17 protein-coding genes are annotated in these 15,422 nt (G+C 66.1%); 13 read left to right on the forward strand and 4 right to left on the reverse strand.

Annotation, left to right across the window (positions count from 1 at the left end):
* Positions 1-168: 168 nt before the first annotated feature.
* The 6 genes from sdhC to ACNSN4_RS13400 all read left to right on the forward strand — a co-directional run bounded on the left by sdhC (position 169) and on the right by ACNSN4_RS13400 (position 4,938).
* On the forward strand, positions 169-594 hold the full coding sequence (gene sdhC, locus ACNSN4_RS13375; RefSeq protein ID WP_418286318.1) for a succinate dehydrogenase, cytochrome b556 subunit: 426 nt from the start codon (positions 169-171) through the stop codon (positions 592-594).
* Position 595: 1 nt separating this feature from the next.
* A complete protein-coding gene (locus tag ACNSN4_RS13380) occupies positions 596-967 on the forward strand; it encodes a succinate dehydrogenase hydrophobic membrane anchor subunit (protein ID WP_418286319.1) in 372 nt (123 codons plus the stop codon).
* Between the two features lie 7 nt (positions 968-974).
* On the forward strand, positions 975-1,871 hold the full coding sequence (locus ACNSN4_RS13385; protein WP_418286320.1) for a succinate dehydrogenase/fumarate reductase iron-sulfur subunit: 897 nt from the start codon (positions 975-977) through the stop codon (positions 1,869-1,871).
* A 52-nt stretch (positions 1,872-1,923) separates the two neighbouring features.
* On the forward strand, positions 1,924-3,753 hold the full coding sequence (locus ACNSN4_RS13390; protein ID WP_418286321.1) for an FAD-binding protein: 1,830 nt from the start codon (positions 1,924-1,926) through the stop codon (positions 3,751-3,753).
* A 232-nt stretch (positions 3,754-3,985) separates the two neighbouring features.
* Positions 3,986-4,213 (forward strand): helix-turn-helix domain-containing protein, encoded by a 228-nt coding sequence (locus tag ACNSN4_RS13395; RefSeq protein WP_418286322.1) that lies wholly within the window; start codon positions 3,986-3,988, stop codon positions 4,211-4,213.
* Between the two features lie 89 nt (positions 4,214-4,302).
* Complete coding sequence (locus tag ACNSN4_RS13400) at positions 4,303-4,938, forward strand: uracil-DNA glycosylase (protein ID WP_418286323.1); 636 nt, start codon at positions 4,303-4,305, stop codon at positions 4,936-4,938.
* A 23-nt stretch (positions 4,939-4,961) separates the two neighbouring features.
* Here the strand turns inward: ACNSN4_RS13400 and ACNSN4_RS13405 are convergent, their stop codons facing one another.
* A complete protein-coding gene (locus ACNSN4_RS13405) occupies positions 4,962-6,161 on the reverse strand; it encodes an NAD-binding protein (protein ID WP_418286324.1) in 1,200 nt (399 codons plus the stop codon).
* A gap of 211 nt (positions 6,162-6,372) precedes the next feature.
* Here ACNSN4_RS13405 and ACNSN4_RS13410 point away from each other — a divergent pair, with 211 nt between their 5' ends.
* The 4 genes from ACNSN4_RS13410 to ACNSN4_RS13425 all read left to right on the forward strand — a co-directional run bounded on the left by ACNSN4_RS13410 (position 6,373) and on the right by ACNSN4_RS13425 (position 10,522).
* A complete protein-coding gene (locus ACNSN4_RS13410) occupies positions 6,373-7,674 on the forward strand; it encodes a potassium channel family protein (RefSeq protein WP_418286325.1) in 1,302 nt (433 codons plus the stop codon).
* Positions 7,671-9,005 carry a DUF8167 domain-containing protein gene (locus tag ACNSN4_RS13415; RefSeq protein WP_418286326.1) on the forward strand — a complete coding sequence of 445 codons (1,335 nt, stop codon included), beginning with the start codon at positions 7,671-7,673 and terminating at the stop codon, positions 9,003-9,005. The genes ACNSN4_RS13410 and ACNSN4_RS13415 overlap by 4 nt, the downstream gene beginning before the upstream one ends.
* A gap of 23 nt (positions 9,006-9,028) precedes the next feature.
* On the forward strand, positions 9,029-9,304 hold the full coding sequence (locus tag ACNSN4_RS13420; protein ID WP_418286327.1) for a ubiquitin-like small modifier protein 1: 276 nt from the start codon (positions 9,029-9,031) through the stop codon (positions 9,302-9,304).
* A 123-nt stretch (positions 9,305-9,427) separates the two neighbouring features.
* A complete protein-coding gene (locus ACNSN4_RS13425) occupies positions 9,428-10,522 on the forward strand; it encodes a deoxyhypusine synthase (RefSeq protein ID WP_418286328.1) in 1,095 nt (364 codons plus the stop codon).
* Between the two features lie 110 nt (positions 10,523-10,632).
* Here the strand turns inward: ACNSN4_RS13425 and ACNSN4_RS13430 are convergent, their stop codons facing one another.
* A complete protein-coding gene (locus tag ACNSN4_RS13430; protein WP_418286329.1) occupies positions 10,633-10,809 on the reverse strand; it encodes a 50S ribosomal protein L37e in 177 nt (58 codons plus the stop codon).
* Positions 10,806-11,048 carry an LSM domain-containing protein gene (locus ACNSN4_RS13435; RefSeq protein ID WP_418286330.1) on the reverse strand — a complete coding sequence of 81 codons (243 nt, stop codon included), beginning with the start codon at positions 11,046-11,048 and terminating at the stop codon, positions 10,806-10,808. The genes ACNSN4_RS13430 and ACNSN4_RS13435 overlap by 4 nt, the downstream gene beginning before the upstream one ends.
* 296 nt (positions 11,049-11,344) lie before the next feature.
* On the opposite strand from ACNSN4_RS13435, the gene ACNSN4_RS13440 reads away from it, so the two are divergent.
* The 3 genes from ACNSN4_RS13440 (at position 11,345) to ACNSN4_RS13450 (ending at position 14,825) form a co-directional block, all read left to right on the forward strand.
* A complete protein-coding gene (locus tag ACNSN4_RS13440; RefSeq protein ID WP_418286374.1) occupies positions 11,345-12,697 on the forward strand; it encodes an RNase J family beta-CASP ribonuclease in 1,353 nt (450 codons plus the stop codon).
* A complete protein-coding gene (gene idsA3, locus ACNSN4_RS13445) occupies positions 12,694-13,740 on the forward strand; it encodes a geranylfarnesyl diphosphate synthase (RefSeq protein ID WP_418286331.1) in 1,047 nt (348 codons plus the stop codon). The genes ACNSN4_RS13440 and idsA3 overlap by 4 nt, the downstream gene beginning before the upstream one ends.
* Positions 13,741-13,898: 158 nt before the next feature.
* Complete coding sequence (locus ACNSN4_RS13450; protein ID WP_418286332.1) at positions 13,899-14,825, forward strand: DMT family transporter; 927 nt, start codon at positions 13,899-13,901, stop codon at positions 14,823-14,825.
* Between the two features lie 109 nt (positions 14,826-14,934).
* On the opposite strand, the gene ACNSN4_RS13455 is transcribed toward ACNSN4_RS13450, so the two are convergent.
* A complete protein-coding gene (locus ACNSN4_RS13455; RefSeq protein ID WP_418286334.1) occupies positions 14,935-15,402 on the reverse strand; it encodes a peroxiredoxin in 468 nt (155 codons plus the stop codon).
* Positions 15,403-15,422: the final 20 nt, after the last annotated feature.

Below are 15,422 nucleotides of genomic sequence, written 5' to 3' on the forward strand. Positions count from 1 at the left end.
CGTCTCTCGGTTTTTGCGTTCGAGCGGATGGGGGGTTCTCCCTCCGGTAACTGCGGAGTTTCTCCCCCAGTGTCCGTGAGCGTTCCATCCCGTGACTGCGGGCAGATATCCCCGCATCCCCCGCCGTGTTAGAAACTACTATACGACCCCAGTCCAGAACCATTAGGTATGAGTCAGTCGTACAATCGGGGCCTCATCGAGGACTTCAGCCGTTGGCGGGAGTTCGAGGCGGGGATGTGGGCCTGGATCTTTCATAAGTTCACGGGATGGGTGCTCATCGGCTACCTGTTCACCCATATCGCCGTGTTGAGCACCGGAATCCCGGCCGCAGGCGCGAGCGAGGCCGCGCTGATGGCGGGCGAAGACGTGTACACGCAAACGATCGTCACCCTCGAAGGGCTCCTACTCGTTCGAATTCTGGAGGTCGGACTGTTGGCAGTCGCCGTGTTCCACATGCTCAACGGCACTCGGCTCCTCCTCGTCGACTTGGGGATCGGGCTGGACGCACAGGACAAGAGCTTCTACGCGTCGCTGATCTTGACGGGGGCTATCACCGTCGCGTCAGTGCCGACGTTCATCGCGGGGGCGTTCTGAGATGGCCGAACGCTACTCCTCGTTCCAGCACGGCGGGAAAATGTGGTTCCTACAGCGCGTTACGGCAGTGTTCCTGCTGGTCGTGCTCGCGTTCCACTTCTTCCTGCTACACTTCGTCCACCACGCCGACGAGGTGTCGTTCCTCGCCAGCGCTGGACGAATGGAGACGCTGAGCTACTATTCGCTGATGATCCTCTTCCTCGTGACTGCGACGTTCCACGGGGTCAACGGGGTGTACAACGCTCTTATTAATCAGGGACTGACAGGCACCAAGCGCACCGTAATCAAGTGGACGCTCGTCGCCGCGAGCGCCGTGTTGATCGTCCAGGGAATCCGCACCGCGAACGCGTGGGCGGGCATCGGACTCTACTGAACAGACCATGAGTACACAGATACCGAAGCAGACCGAGGAATCGAGCGAAACCGAGACCGAGACCGAGACTGACATCCCTTCGAAGGGCGACGAGCGCCGCGCGGAGAAACGCCGTCGAGCGGACGAGCAGCGACGTCAGCGCGAGGCCGAAGAGGCCGAGAAGGCCGCGGCCGACGAGGAGACGATCGAACTGAAGGTGTTCCGGTACGACCCCGAAATCGAAGGGAAACAGGAGCCGCGATTCGACACGTTCCACGTCCCGTTCACGAAGGGGATGACCGTCCTCGACGCGCTGATGTACTCGCGGGACACGTACGACTCCTCGCTCACCTTCCGACACTCCTGCAGGCAGGCGATCTGCGGGTCGGACGCGATGTTCGTCAACGGCGGACAGAAGCTCGCCTGTAAGACGCAGATATCGGAACTGGACGAGCCGATCCGCGTGGAGCCGCTCCCGCACGCCGAGGTGACGAAGGACCTCGTCGTCGACTTGGAGCACTTCTACGACCAGATGGAGGCGGTCGAGCCGTACTTCCAGACGAACGACCTCCCGGACGGCGAACTGGAAGAGCAGCGGCAGACTCGGGAGAACCGGGAGAAAGTGAAGATGTCGACCCGGTGTATCTGGTGTAGCGCGTGTATGTCCTCGTGTAACATCGCCGCCGGCGACAACGAGTACCTCGGCCCCGCCGCGATCAACAAGGCGTACCGGTTCGCCATGGACGAACGAGAGGGTGAGGACATCAAACAGAAGCGGCTGGAGATCATCGAGCAGGAGCACGGCGTCTGGCGGTGTCAGACCCAGTTCTCCTGTACGGAGGTGTGTCCGAAGGACATCCCTCTCACCGAGCACATCCAGGAGCTGAAGCGCGAAGCGGTCAAGAACAACCTGAAGTTCTGGTGACAACGGGAGACACGCTCAAGGGACTTCAGACCTAAGCAATTACCATATCACAATGTACGAACACGACGTCATCGTTGTCGGCGCTGGGGGGGCGGGACTCCGAGCGGCGATAGCGGCACAGGAAGCCGGGGCCGACGTGGCCATCGTCTCGAAGCTCCACCCGGTCCGCTCGCACACGGGCGCCGCGGAAGGAGGAATCAACGCGGCGCTGCGCGACGCCGACTCGTGGGAAGACCACGCGTACGACACGATGAAGGGGTCGGACTACCTCGCAGACGCGCCCGCGGTCGAGGCGCTCTGTCAGGAGAGCCCCGAGGAGGTCATCCAGCTCGAACACTGGGGGATGCCGTTCTCGCGCGAGGACGACGGCCGCGTCTCCCAGCGCCCGTTCGGCGGGCTCTCGTTCCCGCGGACGACCTACGCCGGCGCGGAGACGGGCCATCAGATGCTCCACACGATGTACGAGCAAGTGGTCAAGCGCGGAATCACGGTGTACGACGAGTGGCACGTGATGGACCTCGCCGTCACCGACGAGGAGGACCCGGCCGAGCGGACCTGTCACGGCGTCGTCGCCTACGACATCCAGAGCGGAGAGATCAGCGGCTTCCGCGCCGACGGCGGCGTCATCCTGGCGACGGGCGGGATGGGACAGGTGTTCGATCACACCACAAACGCGGTCGCGAACACCGGCGACGGCGTCGCGATGGCGTACCGCGCGGGCGTCCCGATGGAGGATATGGAGTTCATTCAGTTCCACCCGACCACGCTGCCGTCCACCGGCGTTCTGATTTCGGAGGGCGTCCGCGGTGAGGGCGGAATCCTCTACAACAGCGAGGGTGAGCGGTTCATGTTCGAGCACGGGTACGCGAACAACGACGGCGAACTCGCCTCCCGCGACGTGGTCTCGCGGGCTGAGCTCACCGAAGTCAACGAGGGGCGCGGCATCGAGGACGAGTACGTTCACCTCGACATGCGACACCTCGGCGAGGAGCGCATCCTCGACAGGCTGGAGAACATTCTCCACCTCGCGGAGGACTTCGAGGGCGCGGACGGGCTCACGGAGCCGATGCCGGTCAAGCCCGGCCAGCACTACGCGATGGGAGGAATCGAGACGAACGAGTTCGGCGAGACCGTCATCGGCGGGCTGTACGCCGCCGGCGAGTGCGCCTGTGCGTCGGTCCACGGCGCGAACCGCCTCGGTGGCAACGCGCTCCCCGAACTCGCCGTCTTCGGCAAGCGCGCTGGCCACCACGCGGCTGGCACGGAGATGGGCGAAGCCAAGATCCCGACCGGCAAGGAGGGCGAATGGGAGCCCGCGGAGTACGAGTTCGAGGCTGAAGTCGGCGAAACCGGTGGGCAGGGCCCCGCTGCGGCCGACGGCGGTGCAGTGGCGACGGACGCCGACAGCGTGCTCGACACGGCGGTCACTCGCGCGCAGGAGCGCGTCGACGAGTTGCTCTCTCGTAAGGGACGTAACCACGCGGAGATCCGTTCGAAGGTCCAGAAGACGATGACCGCGAACGTCAACGTGTTCCGCGAGCAGGAGGGGCTCAAAGAGACGCTCGGTGACCTCCACGAAGCCCGCGACGCGTACAAAGACGTCGCCGTCTCCGACCCGTCACGGACGTTCAACACGGACCTCATCCACACGATGGAGACCCGGAACATCCTCGACATCGCCGAGGCGCTGACGATGGGCGCGCTCGCGCGCCGCGAGTTCCGCGGGGCTCACTGGCGAAAAGAGCGGCAGGAGCGCGACGACGAGAACTGGCTGAAACACACGCTCGTCTCGTGGAACGACGGCGAGCCGGAGCTGTGGTACAAGCCAGCGATGCTCGAAGGCGAGGAGAAGGCGTACGAGCCGAAGACGCGCTCGTACTAACACCGGAACGCGACCGCGGTCGTTCCCGATTGATACCGATCGATCACGGTTTCCTATCCGTCATCGGTCGAAATAGCGTGGTAACGTTGACCGTTCTGCACCCGATTCGCGACCGTGATCGTCTGTCTTCCCCCGAATACACCGCGCTACGCGCCTGAAGTGTCTGAACTATGTATTTCGACGATCGTTGAATAGGGGGTTTATTATTGTCGAACTCAATGCACCGAGTAAGATGATAGAAACAGAGACCGCACGTATGGCGGCCCCGACGCTGCCGCCGGAGCTGCAGTCTCCCCGTGCGAAGCTCGTGTACCTGTATCTGACGACGAACGGCGATGCGACCGTCTCCGAGATGGGCGACTCGCTCGGCATGAAGAAGCTCTCGCTGTACAGTATCCTCAAAACCCTCAAAAGAGAGGGGATGGTTGAGTACGACGGCGACACGTACGCACTGAACTGACCGAGCGCGACGGTCCACTCTGTTGAGCGCGGTCGGAACACCGATCGCCGCGGCGGAGCGTTTAGAACCCCAGAGTACTCAGAGGAGCTGTGGACGCGAACCAACAGGAGTTCGAGAACCCGTTCGGGATGGACGAAGCGTGCGAGAACTGTCCCGAGCTGTGCGGTCCGCGCGAGCGCGTGGTTCACGGCTACGGCGACGTGGGCGCGGAGTTCCTCGTCGTGGGGACGGGACCGACGGCGGCCGCCGAGGCGAACGGCGTCCCGTTCACGGGCGCTGGAGTCGGCGAGCGAGTACAGTCGATCTTCGCCGACCTCGGCTTCGTCCGATCGACTCCGGAGGCGACCGAGCCGGACGTACAGAACGTCTTTTTCACGAACCTGACCCGCTGTCGACACCCCGACCGCGCGCCGACCGACCGGGAGGTTGACACCTGCGAACCGTTCTTGAACGCGGAGATTCGGATGATAAATCCGCAGATCATCGTTCCCGTGGGAGAGCGACCGCTCCGCGAACTCGCCGTCGAGTACACGACGCGACGGCCGGACTCCTTCGACATCGAGGCCGAACACGCGACGACGATCCGCGGCCGCGGGTTCGAGCTGGTACCGATGACCGACCCGGCGTCCATGACCGACACTGAGGTCACGGCGTTCGTCGAGCACATGCGTGAGAACGTGTTGAGTCGCGATTACCGACAGACGAAGGGAAGACAGAGCCGCTAGGTGGCGAGGCGGTCGCGGGTGAGTCAGTCGTCGGCCGCGTCGACGTCGTCGGACACGTCGACCGCGTCGCCGAGGAGCTCCGTCGTCGCGTCGTCGCTGTTCGCGCCGAACGCGCAGTCGATGAGGATGTGCCCGCCGAGCGTGGACGGAGAGATGACCTGGTCTGCGCCAGCCCGCCGGAGCTTGTTGACGTTCTCACGCTGGGTCGCCGCCGCGACGATCCGCACGCCGGGGTTGAGCTGGCGAGCGGTGAGGATCGCGAGCGCGTCGCGGGCGTCGTCTTCCGTGGCGACGACCACTGCGCGGGCCCCATCGATATGGGCTCGTTCGAGGGGCTCGACGTCGCTCGGGTCGGCGGTGAGCACGGGGACTCCTCGCTCGTCGAGTCGGCGGACAGCGGTCTCGTCCGTCGTGATGACGGCGTACATGACGCCGTCCCGTCCGTTCAGTTCTTCGAGTATCGGTTCCGTCAGGTCCCCGTAACCGAGAACGAGGACGTGGTCGTCGAGGAGATCGATCTGTTTTTCGGTCATTTTTCCGAGCGCTTTGGAGAGCTGCGCTTCGATGGCGGGCGTGAGGAGGACGCCGAGTGCCACTGCGAACGCGGCGACGTTCATCACGAGCGAGGAGAGCACGAACAGCTGCGCGATATCGCCCCCCGCGCCGGTCGTCGGGGTGATATCCCCGTAGCCGACCGTCGAGGCGGTGACGACGGTGAAGTAGAACGCGTCGACGATGGTGTCGATTCCTTCGAACTGGTCGCGGAGCGCGTACGATCCGACGGTTCCGTACGAGATCGCCGTCACGAGCGCCGCGCCGGCCGCGAGCTGCGTCGGTGACGGCGAGAACGGTCGGTCGAACCGGTTGCGGTTGTACGCCAGCGCTGGCATGGAGAGGACGGACAGCGCGACCAGCGGGAACGACAGGACGGACGCTTGCATCAGCCCCTGCAACGCGGTCAGGGGGAGCAGTACCGCGGTCGAGTACCAGCCGACACGGTAGCCGTTCTTCAGTGCGAAGCCGCTCCCGAGCATCGAAAATCCGGTGATCGTCCCGGTGAACCCGACGGTCTGCCGAACTACGTCCGGGACGTAAAGCGCCAGCGGTCCGTCGACACCGACCCCGCCGATCTGGGCGAGTCCGGCGAGAATCGACAGGATCGCGACCGCGAACGTCAGGGCGATGGACGCCCGCACGGTCACCCAGTCGCGGGTTAGCTCCATATCGGCCCGTCGCCGACGCCGAACTTAAACCTCGCGAGAAGCCGACAGCTCCGGACCGGTTCCCATCCGCCCGCGGCCGACAGCTCCGGACCGGTTCCCATCCGCCCGCGGCCGACAGCTCCGGACCGGTTCCCATCCGCCCGCGGCCGACAGCCCTCCACCACCGTACCGCGCCGATACTGGTTTAAGTCATCCGAGGATTGAACGGCGTATGTCGCTTCCTGTCGAAATCCTGTTCGGGATCTATTTAGGGGTCATCACCGGGATCGTTCCCGCGTTGGTCGCCGGGGTGCTTGGGTTCCTGTTCAAGTACGTCACCGGCGTGACGGTTCCGGGGCTCGGGGTCGTCGTTCTCGCGTTGGCGATTGCGGGGATCAACGGCGGCTTGCTCGCGCTCAACGACGAGACGATTCGCTCCTCGGAGCGGGCACCGGCGATCCTCATGGCGATCGTCGTCGTGTTGATGCTGTCGCTGTACGCCCACGCCCAAGGCGACAAACTCGGCGCCAGCGTTCCCAAGCGGATCTCTCTCAAACAGCTTCGCGACCGGACGCTTTCGACCGACGTCGTGGAGCTCGTCGGCGGGCGTGGGCGCGCCACCGTCACGATCGCCGGTGAGGTAAGCGACATGGAGGGATACCCGCCGCTTCCGGCCGAGACGCGTCGGGCGATCGTCGAGGGCGAGTGGACCTTCCCGGCGGACCTCCCGCTCGTCGAATTAGAAGACCGGTTCGCCGAGCGACTTCGAACCGAACTCGACCTTGCCGACGTCTCCGTCCGGATCGACGAACAGGCGCGCGCGACGGTGGCTGCCGCGCCGCCGACCGGTGCGTTATCGAAGCGCGTGCCGGCGGGCAAGCGAGCGGTATCGGTCCCCGCGCTCGTCCCCACCGGAATCGCCCGCGGCGACGTCGTTCGCGTGCTCACGCCCGACGTCACCGTCGACGGGACGATACTGGCGGCGAAATCGAGCGGACAGCCGGAGCTGTCGAAGGCGAAGCCATCCACGGACTCCGGCGGTACGAGCGGCGATAATCCGGGAACCGACGGGCCGCTGCCCGGTGGACCGACGACCGACGGCGACGCGAGAACAGACGGGGGCGAAGAGCCCTCGGAAGCGCCTCCATCCGCAAGCGCGCCGACGACGACCGGGGGGGAGGGCCGGGTAACCGTGTCCGTCGACCGGTCGGCGGCGGCGATGCTCTTGCGGGCTGACCGGGGGCGAGTGGTCGTGCTCTCGCGCGGAACGAGGCGGGAGTACGAACTCACGACGCTCCTTCGGCGCGCGGGCAAGCGCTTCCGCAAGGTCTCGGTGATCGCTGGCGGTCCACTCGACGGGCACACGATCGGTGAGATCGGTGTTCGAGAGGCGTATGACGTCGCTGTGCTTGCGGCGCGGCACGACTCGTGGACGATCGCGCCGAGCGGGTCCCAGCCGCTGTCGGCCGGAGACGAACTGTTCGTCGTCGGCAGCCGCGACGCGCTCGATCGGTTCGCGGAGGTCGCTCGATGATCCCTGCTGCACTCGCTGGGCGCGTTGCGATCGCTGCCGACTCGGCGCCTGTACTCGTCGGCTTCGCGCAGCCGCGAACGGCCGCGATCACGCTCGTGACGTTCGCAATTCTGTCGATACTCGTCTCGGGATCGGCGGCGCTGGCGTATCGGTGGTACTTCCGCACCGAGATCCCGGAAGGCGTCGCCGCGCTGCTTGGCGTCGCCGTCGTCGCGCTGTATCTCAACACGACCTCGCTCGGTGCGGTCGCGGTCGGCGAGGACCCGGGCCTGCTCGCTCCCGAGAGCGTCTTCTTCAACGTCGTCTCGCTCGGAGTGGCGGCGGCGGTCGCGTCGGCGGGCAGATACGTCGGCGACCGGCTCGCAGTCGACGTGTTCGCGCTCTCCGGAGCGAAACAGCTGGAGGGCGAGTTGAGCGGGATCGTCCGCGCTGTCGGCCGTTTCACCGCGGTGACGCTGCCCGAGGCGAGTGAGATCAACGACATGGACACGTACGATCCCGTCTCGACGGAAAAGAAGGCGGAGCTCGCCGACAAGACGCTGCTGTTCGCGCGAAAGCTCTCGGGGGAGCAGCTCCGCGAGAGGCTCGTCGAGCGCGTGAAACAGGATTACGGCGTCGCCTACGTCGATGTCGACATCGCCGCTGACGGCACGGTCGAGTACTTTGCGGTGGGGTCGCGGGCGGCCGGGCTCGGCCCGACGCTGGCCCCCGGATCGGCTGCGGTCGCCGTGGTGGCCGACCCGCCGAACAACGCGACCGCTGGCGACATGGTACAGGTGTGGCAGCCGGAACCGAAGGCGAGACGCGTTGCCACGGGGGAGCTCAGGGGCGTCGCTGGCGACGCAGTGACGGTCGCCCTCGACGAGTCGGACGCCGAGAAACTAGCGTCGGAGGGGCCGTACCGGCTCGTGACCCTCCCGGCGGAGCCGCAGGCAGATCGGGAGTTCGCCTCGCTGCTGCGGACCGTCGACGAGACGATGGCCGCCGTCGAGATCGGAACGGGTAGCGACCTCGACGAGCAGACCGTCGGCGACGTCGACGTCGTCGTGGTCGCCGTCAGACCCGCCGAGGGGTCCGTACAACCGATCCCGCCGCAATCGTACACGTTCGACGGGGGGGACCTGGTCTACCTCGTCGCTCGCCCCGACGCGATCCGTCGGTTTGAGTCGGCGGCCACGGGGAGCGGCGGTGGGGGATCGGTCCCCACCGCCGAGCGAGACGCCGCGGCTGACTCCGGGCCGGGTGTCGAAGAGCGGATCGCGGCGGACGACGCCGGTTCGGGAGCGGCAGACCGCGGAGAGGACGCGGAGGACGGGACGCAACGCTCTTGAGGCGTCCGCGCGGGAGATGAGATATGGAGTGGAAGCTGTTCGCCGACCTCGCGGAGATCGCCGGCGACCGCGTGATCGCGGTGGACGTCGAGTCGGGAGAGACTGTCGGAGACGCGCTCGACGCCCTGCTCGACGGTCGTCCCGACCTTCGCGATCGCGTGCTCGACGACGACGGCGCGGTCGCCGACCACATCAACGTCCTCCGGAACGGCCGGAGCGTGCACCTCGACGGGGGACTCGACGTGACCCTCGATGCAGACGACGAGCTCGCGCTGTTCCCACCCGTGAGCGGCGGGTAGCCCGCTCGTGTCAGGGGGTAACGCCCCCGTACCGGTAGCCCCCTCCGTACCGGTAGCGATCTGGGTATCGGTGGCGACCGACGGATCGCGCGTTTCAAACGGCCGCCCGCCCGACCCTGCCGTATGAGCGACGGCGACGATGACGACCCGGCCGACGAGCCGAGCCACGACCACGAGCCGCACCGCGAGGAGTTCCACGAGGACCCGGTCGGACACACCCGCGCGACCGCCGGGATGACCGTCGGCGAACTGGTCGACGGGTACGGGGAGGCGGGGATCGGTGCGGCCGCCGTCAACGAGGCGGGCGACGTGCTCGCGGAGATGTTCGCGAACGAGAACTGCACGGTCTTTCTCTCGCTCGCGGGTGCGATGGTCCCCGCGGGAATGCGTCGTATCGTCTCGGATCTGATCCGAGACGGCTACGTGGACGCGCTCGTGACGACGGGCGCGAACCTCACGCACGACGCCATCGAGGCGATCGGCGGGAAACACCACCACGGACGCACGCACGACCCAGAGAAGAGCCCCCGCGAGCACGACGAGGGCCTCCGCGACGAGGGCGTCGACCGCATCTATAACGTGTATCTACCGCAAGAGCACTTCGCCGCGTTCGAGGGCCACCTCCGCGAGGACGTGTTTCCGGCGCTCGAAGCGGATCCCGACGGCGACGGCAGCGGGGCGGGCAGTGGCGGGGGGTCGGGCGACGGCGCGGTCTCCATCGCGGACCTCACGCGCGAGCTCGGCCGCGCAAACGCCGCGGTCAACGAGCGCGACGACGTGGCCGAGGACCCGGGCGTCGCCGCCGCCGCGTACGAGTGCGACGTGCCCGTCTACTGTCCGGCCGTGCAGGACTCCGTGTTGGGGCTGCAAGCGTGGATGTACGCGCAGACGGCCGACTTCACGCTCGACGCTCTCGACGACATGACGGAGCTGACCGATCTCGCGTTCGACGCCGACGACGCCGGGTGCCTGCTCGTCGGCGGCGGCGTTCCGAAGAACTTCACGCTGCAGACGATGCTCGTCACCCCGCGCGCGTACGACTACGCGGTTCAGATCACGATGGATCCGGAGGCGACCGGCGGGCTCTCAGGGGCGAGCTTAGAGGAAGCTCGATCGTGGGGAAAACTGGAGAAAGACGCGCGTAACGCCTCTGTCTACGGCGACGCGACCGTCATGCTGCCGATGCTCGTCGCTGCGGCTCGCGAGCGCGTAGAGTAGTCACGCCACCGCGACGCCGTCGAACTGGCCCGTCACCGCGACGTCATCGACGTCGGCGGCGCCACGGCTGACCGAGTCGAGAACAGCGCGGAGAAAGACAGAGCGCGTCGTTAGTGGTCGCCGTTCTTCGACTGCCACGAGTAGCCGCGCTGCTTCTCGGACTTGCCGAAGCCGCAGGAGGCGCAGCGCTCCTTTTTGACGTGGTAGGACTTCTCGCCGCAGCGGCGGCACTTCACGTGAACCGTCTTGTTCTTTTTCCCTTGAGAGGGCGTACCGGAGCCGGTCATGCTTTGATGGTGACGACGTTATCGCCGCGTATAATCGTTGTGTCTTCGATTGCGACGGCGAACTCGCCGTCGAGTTCGTCGTCGACGCGGTCGTCGACCTCCGACTCCGGCTCGATGACGACGTTCATGTGCTGGTCGTAGCCGGACAGGATTCCGTAGTACGTCGTGCCGTCTTTCAGGTGTACCGTCACCGGCTCCTCGAGCGACGCTTCGAGCACGTCGAGGGGTCGTCCACTCATTGTCTCTACTGCACTCGTCGCACTATTAAAAATACCGGGACGAGAGGGCCGTCAATCCAGTCAAAAAGGCAGCCACTCGCATCGGCGATGCGGTCGAGTGTCGACGATGACCGAACCCGGGTGTTTTTATCACGTGCACCTGTACGCTCAAACACCACACTCCCGCGGGACACGGTGAGCCGACGTCGGCTCGGCCGTAGCGGGGCCTCAACGACGCGCGGTCGGACGTAGCGCTGACGGCTCCTTGCGGGGTTTCAGTGATGGACGCCGATTACGGCGTTCGAAACCAACAAACCATGGAAATCGAAATTGCGACACTCGGCGGGTACGAAGAGGTCGGTCGACAGATGACGGCGGTTCGAGCGGGCGACGACATCGTCATCTTCGACATGGGCCTGAACCTCAGTAAGGTCCTCATCCACGACAACGTGGAGACCGAAAGCATGCACAGCCTCGACCTGATCGACATGGGCGCGATCCCGGACGATCGCGTCATGAGCGAACTTGAGGGCGACGTTCAGGCGATCGTCCCCACCCACGGCCACCTCGACCACATCGCGGGCATCCCGAAGCTCGCCCACCGGTACGACGCCCCGATCGTCGGCTCGCCGTACACGATCGAGCTCGTCAAACAGCAGATCGCCGACGAAGGGAAGTTCCAGGTCGACAACGACCTCGTGAAGATGGAGGCGGGCGGCACGATGCGTATCGGCGACTCCGAACAGGTCGAGATGGAGTTCGTCAACGTCACCCACTCGATCATCGACGCGATCAACCCGGTCCTCCACACTCCCGAGGGCGCGATCGTCTACGGGCTCGACAAGCGACTGGACCACACGCCCGTCATCGGCGACCCGGTCGACATGGACCGGTTCCGCGAGATCGGCCGCCAGGACGAGGGCGTCCTCTGTTACATCGAGGACTGCACGAACGCGGGCCGGAAGGGTCGGACGCCCTCCGAGTCGTACGCGAGAAAACACGTCGAGGACACGTTCACCTCGATGGAGGACTACTCGGGCGGGATCGTCGCCACGACGTTCTCCTCCCACATCGCCCGCGTGAAGACGCTGGTCGAGTACGCCCGCGAGATCGGCCGACAGCCGGTCCTGCTCGGCCGCTCGATGGAGAAGTACTCGGGCACCGCGGAGCGACTCGACTTCGTCGACTTCCAGGGCGACGTCGGCATGTACGGTCACCGTAAGTCGGTCGACCGCGCGTTCAAGCGCATCATGAAGGAGGGGAAGGGTAACTTCCTCCCCATCGTCACGGGCCACCAGGGCGAGCCGCGCGCGATGTTGACCCGCATGGGTCGCGGCGAGACGCCGTACGAACTGGACGACGGCGACAAAGTCGTCTTCAGCGCGAGCGTCATCCCGGAGCCGACCAACGAGGGGCAGCGCTACCAGTCCGAACAGCTGCTCCGGATGCAGGGCGCGCGCCTCTACGACGACATCCACGTCTCCGGCCACCTCCGCGAGGAGGGCCACTACGAGATGCTCGACGCGCTCCAGCCGCAGCACGTCATTCCCGGTCACCAGGACCTCAAAGGTCGCTCGCCGTACGTCGATCTCGCGAAGTCGCAGGGGTACAAGCTCGGCCGTGACGTGCACGTCACGCAGAACGGCAGTATCGTCCAACTCGTCGAATGACGAACGAGACGAAGGAGGCGCGGGTGTTAGACGCCATCCGCGAGCGGCGTGACTTGGTCAACGTCGCTATCGACGAAGAGCTGCCGGTACAGCACCCGGAACGTCTCTACGAGGCGGCGCGGTACATCCTCGAAGCGGGCGGTAAGCGGCTCCGACCGACCGTGACGACGCTGGCCGCGGAGGCGGTCACCGGCGTCGAGCCGATGAGCACCGACTTTCGCGAGTTCCCCTCGATCGACGGGACCGAGGTCGACATCATGCGCGCGGCGGTCGCCATCGAAGTGATCCAGTCGTTCACGCTCATCCACGACGATATCATGGACGAGGACGACCTCCGGCGCGGCGTGCCGGCGGTCCACGAGCAGTACGACACCTCGACTGCGATCCTCGCCGGCGACACGCTGTACTCGAAGGCGTTCGAGTTCATGACCGAGACCGGTGCCGATCCGACCGACGGACTGGAGGCGATGCGCATGCTCGCGACGACCTGCACCGAGATCTGCGAGGGGCAAGCGCTCGATGTCGCCTTCGAATCCCGCGACGACATCCTCCCGGAGGAGTACCTAGAGATGGTCGAGCTGAAGACCGCCGTCCTCTACGGCGCGTCGGCCGCGACACCGGCGATCCTCCTCGGGGCGGACGACGAGGTCGTCGACGCCTTATACCAGTACGGTATCGACTCGGGCCGGGCGTTCCAGATCCAAGACGACGTGCTCGACCTGACGGTACCCTCGGAGGAGCTCGGCAAGCAGCGCGGCTCCGACCTCGTTGAAGGGAAGGAGACGCTGATCACCCTCCACGCGCGACAGGAGGGCGTCGACGTCGACGGGCTCGTCGACGCCGACACCCCGGCGGACGCCACGGAGGAGGCGATCGATGACGCCGTCACCGCGCTCGAGTCGGTCGGCTCGATCGCGTACGCCAGAGAGACCGCCGAGGATCTCACCGCGCGGTCGAAAGAGCACCTCGAACTCCTCCCCGAGAGCGGCTCACGCGAGTTGCTCGAAGACCTCGCGGACTACCTGATCGTTCGCGGGTACTGAGCTGGCCGCGTAGGGGTTCGAACCCGGTTTCCGCGTCGATAGGCTCGAATTCGCCCTCGCGGTGTCGGGGTCACCCCCCCACCGCGCCGTCGTCGTTGAACCCGCCGTCGCTGGCCGGAACGAACACCGCTTTATTTGCGCCGCTCGTTCGTCTGAGCGTGTCTGGATACCGAGACGCCGCCCTGTTCTTTCTGCTCGCGTTCCTGTGGGGCGGCTCGTTCATCGCGATCGAAGTCGGTCTCGACTACTACTCGCCGGTCCTGTACGCGGCGTACCGGTTCGATCTAGCGGCGCTGGTGCTCGTCTCGTACGTCCTCCTCACCGAACGCGGACCGTTCCCGCGGACGCGCGGCGACCTCGCCGCGATCGGGTTCAGCGGCGGGCTCTCCGTCGCGGTCAACAACTCCCTGTTGTTCGTCGGGCAGCAGTACACCACGAGCGGAATCGCCGCCATCACGTACAGTCTGGTCCCGATCGCTACCGCGGCGGTGGCGGCGGTCTGGGTCGGCGGCTCGGATCTCGACGCCCGCGGAGCGGTGGGCGTCGTGCTGGCGTTCGTCGGCGTGGGTCTCGTCGCCCAGCCGGACCCGGCCAACCTCACCGGTGGGGTCACGATCGGCGTCGCGCTCATCTCCGTCGGCGTGATCGCCGTCGCGGTCGGCAGCGTGGGGCTGCGCACCGTGGAGACGTCCTTTTCCAGTATCGCGCTCACCGGCTGGGCGATGCTGTTCGGCGGACTGTTGATGCACGGGTTCAGCCTCGGGCTCGGTGAGGGTCAGCGACTTCCGGCGACGGAACTCCCCGCGCTCGTCTCGCTGTTGTTCCTCGGCGTGTTCGCCTCGGCCGTGGCGTACACGATCTACTTCACGCTTCTCGACCGGCTCGGGGCGTTCGAGATCAACCTCGTTTCCTACGCCGTTCCGGTGGTCGCGACAGTGTCGGGAGCGGTGTTGCTGGCGGAGCCGGTGACCGCGATGACGGTCGCGGGATTCGTCGTCATCGTCGTCGGCTTCGGCCTTCTGAAGCGGCACGCGATCGCGACGGAAGTGCCGAAGCTGCTCGCGCGGGTCGGCGGGCTGTTTTGACTGCGCGTCTCGGACGCAGCGATCCGGCCGCCAGCCCGACCGCTGTCTCGGTGTTCCAGTCGTCCCTGTCGTTTCAGTCGTCCCTGTCGTCCCTGTCGTCCCTGTCGTCTCAGTCGTCTCGCGCCGCGATGTCGTCGAGTATCTCCGTCGCGTGGTCCTCGGGAGACACGCCCTCGTACGCGAGGACGACCGTCCCCGACGCGTCGATCACGTAGGTGTTCCGGAACACGCCGTCGAAGGTGTTGCCGAACATCTGCTTTTCGCCGTACGAGTCGTACGCGCTCGCGACCGCGCCGTCGGGGTCCGAGAGGAGGGTAAAGGGCAGGTCGTACGCCTCCGCGAACGGTTCGAGATCGTCGACCGGGTCGTCGCTGATCCCGACGACCGCGACGTCGGCGTCCTCGAACGCCCCCCACTCGTCGCGGAAGCCACACGCCTCGGCCGTACACCCCGGCGTGTCCGCGCGCGGATAAAAGTAGACGACGGTGTAACGCGCGGCGCTCGGATCGACGGTGACGGTCTCGTCGTGGTGGTCACGGAGCGTGATCTCGGGTGCGGAATCGCCCGGTTCGAGCATACACTACGTGAGGATGACGC

Origin of the sequence: Halorubrum marinum, assembly GCF_048381195.1 — an archaeon.
GTDB lineage: Archaea > Halobacteriota > Halobacteria > Halobacteriales > Haloferacaceae > Halorubrum.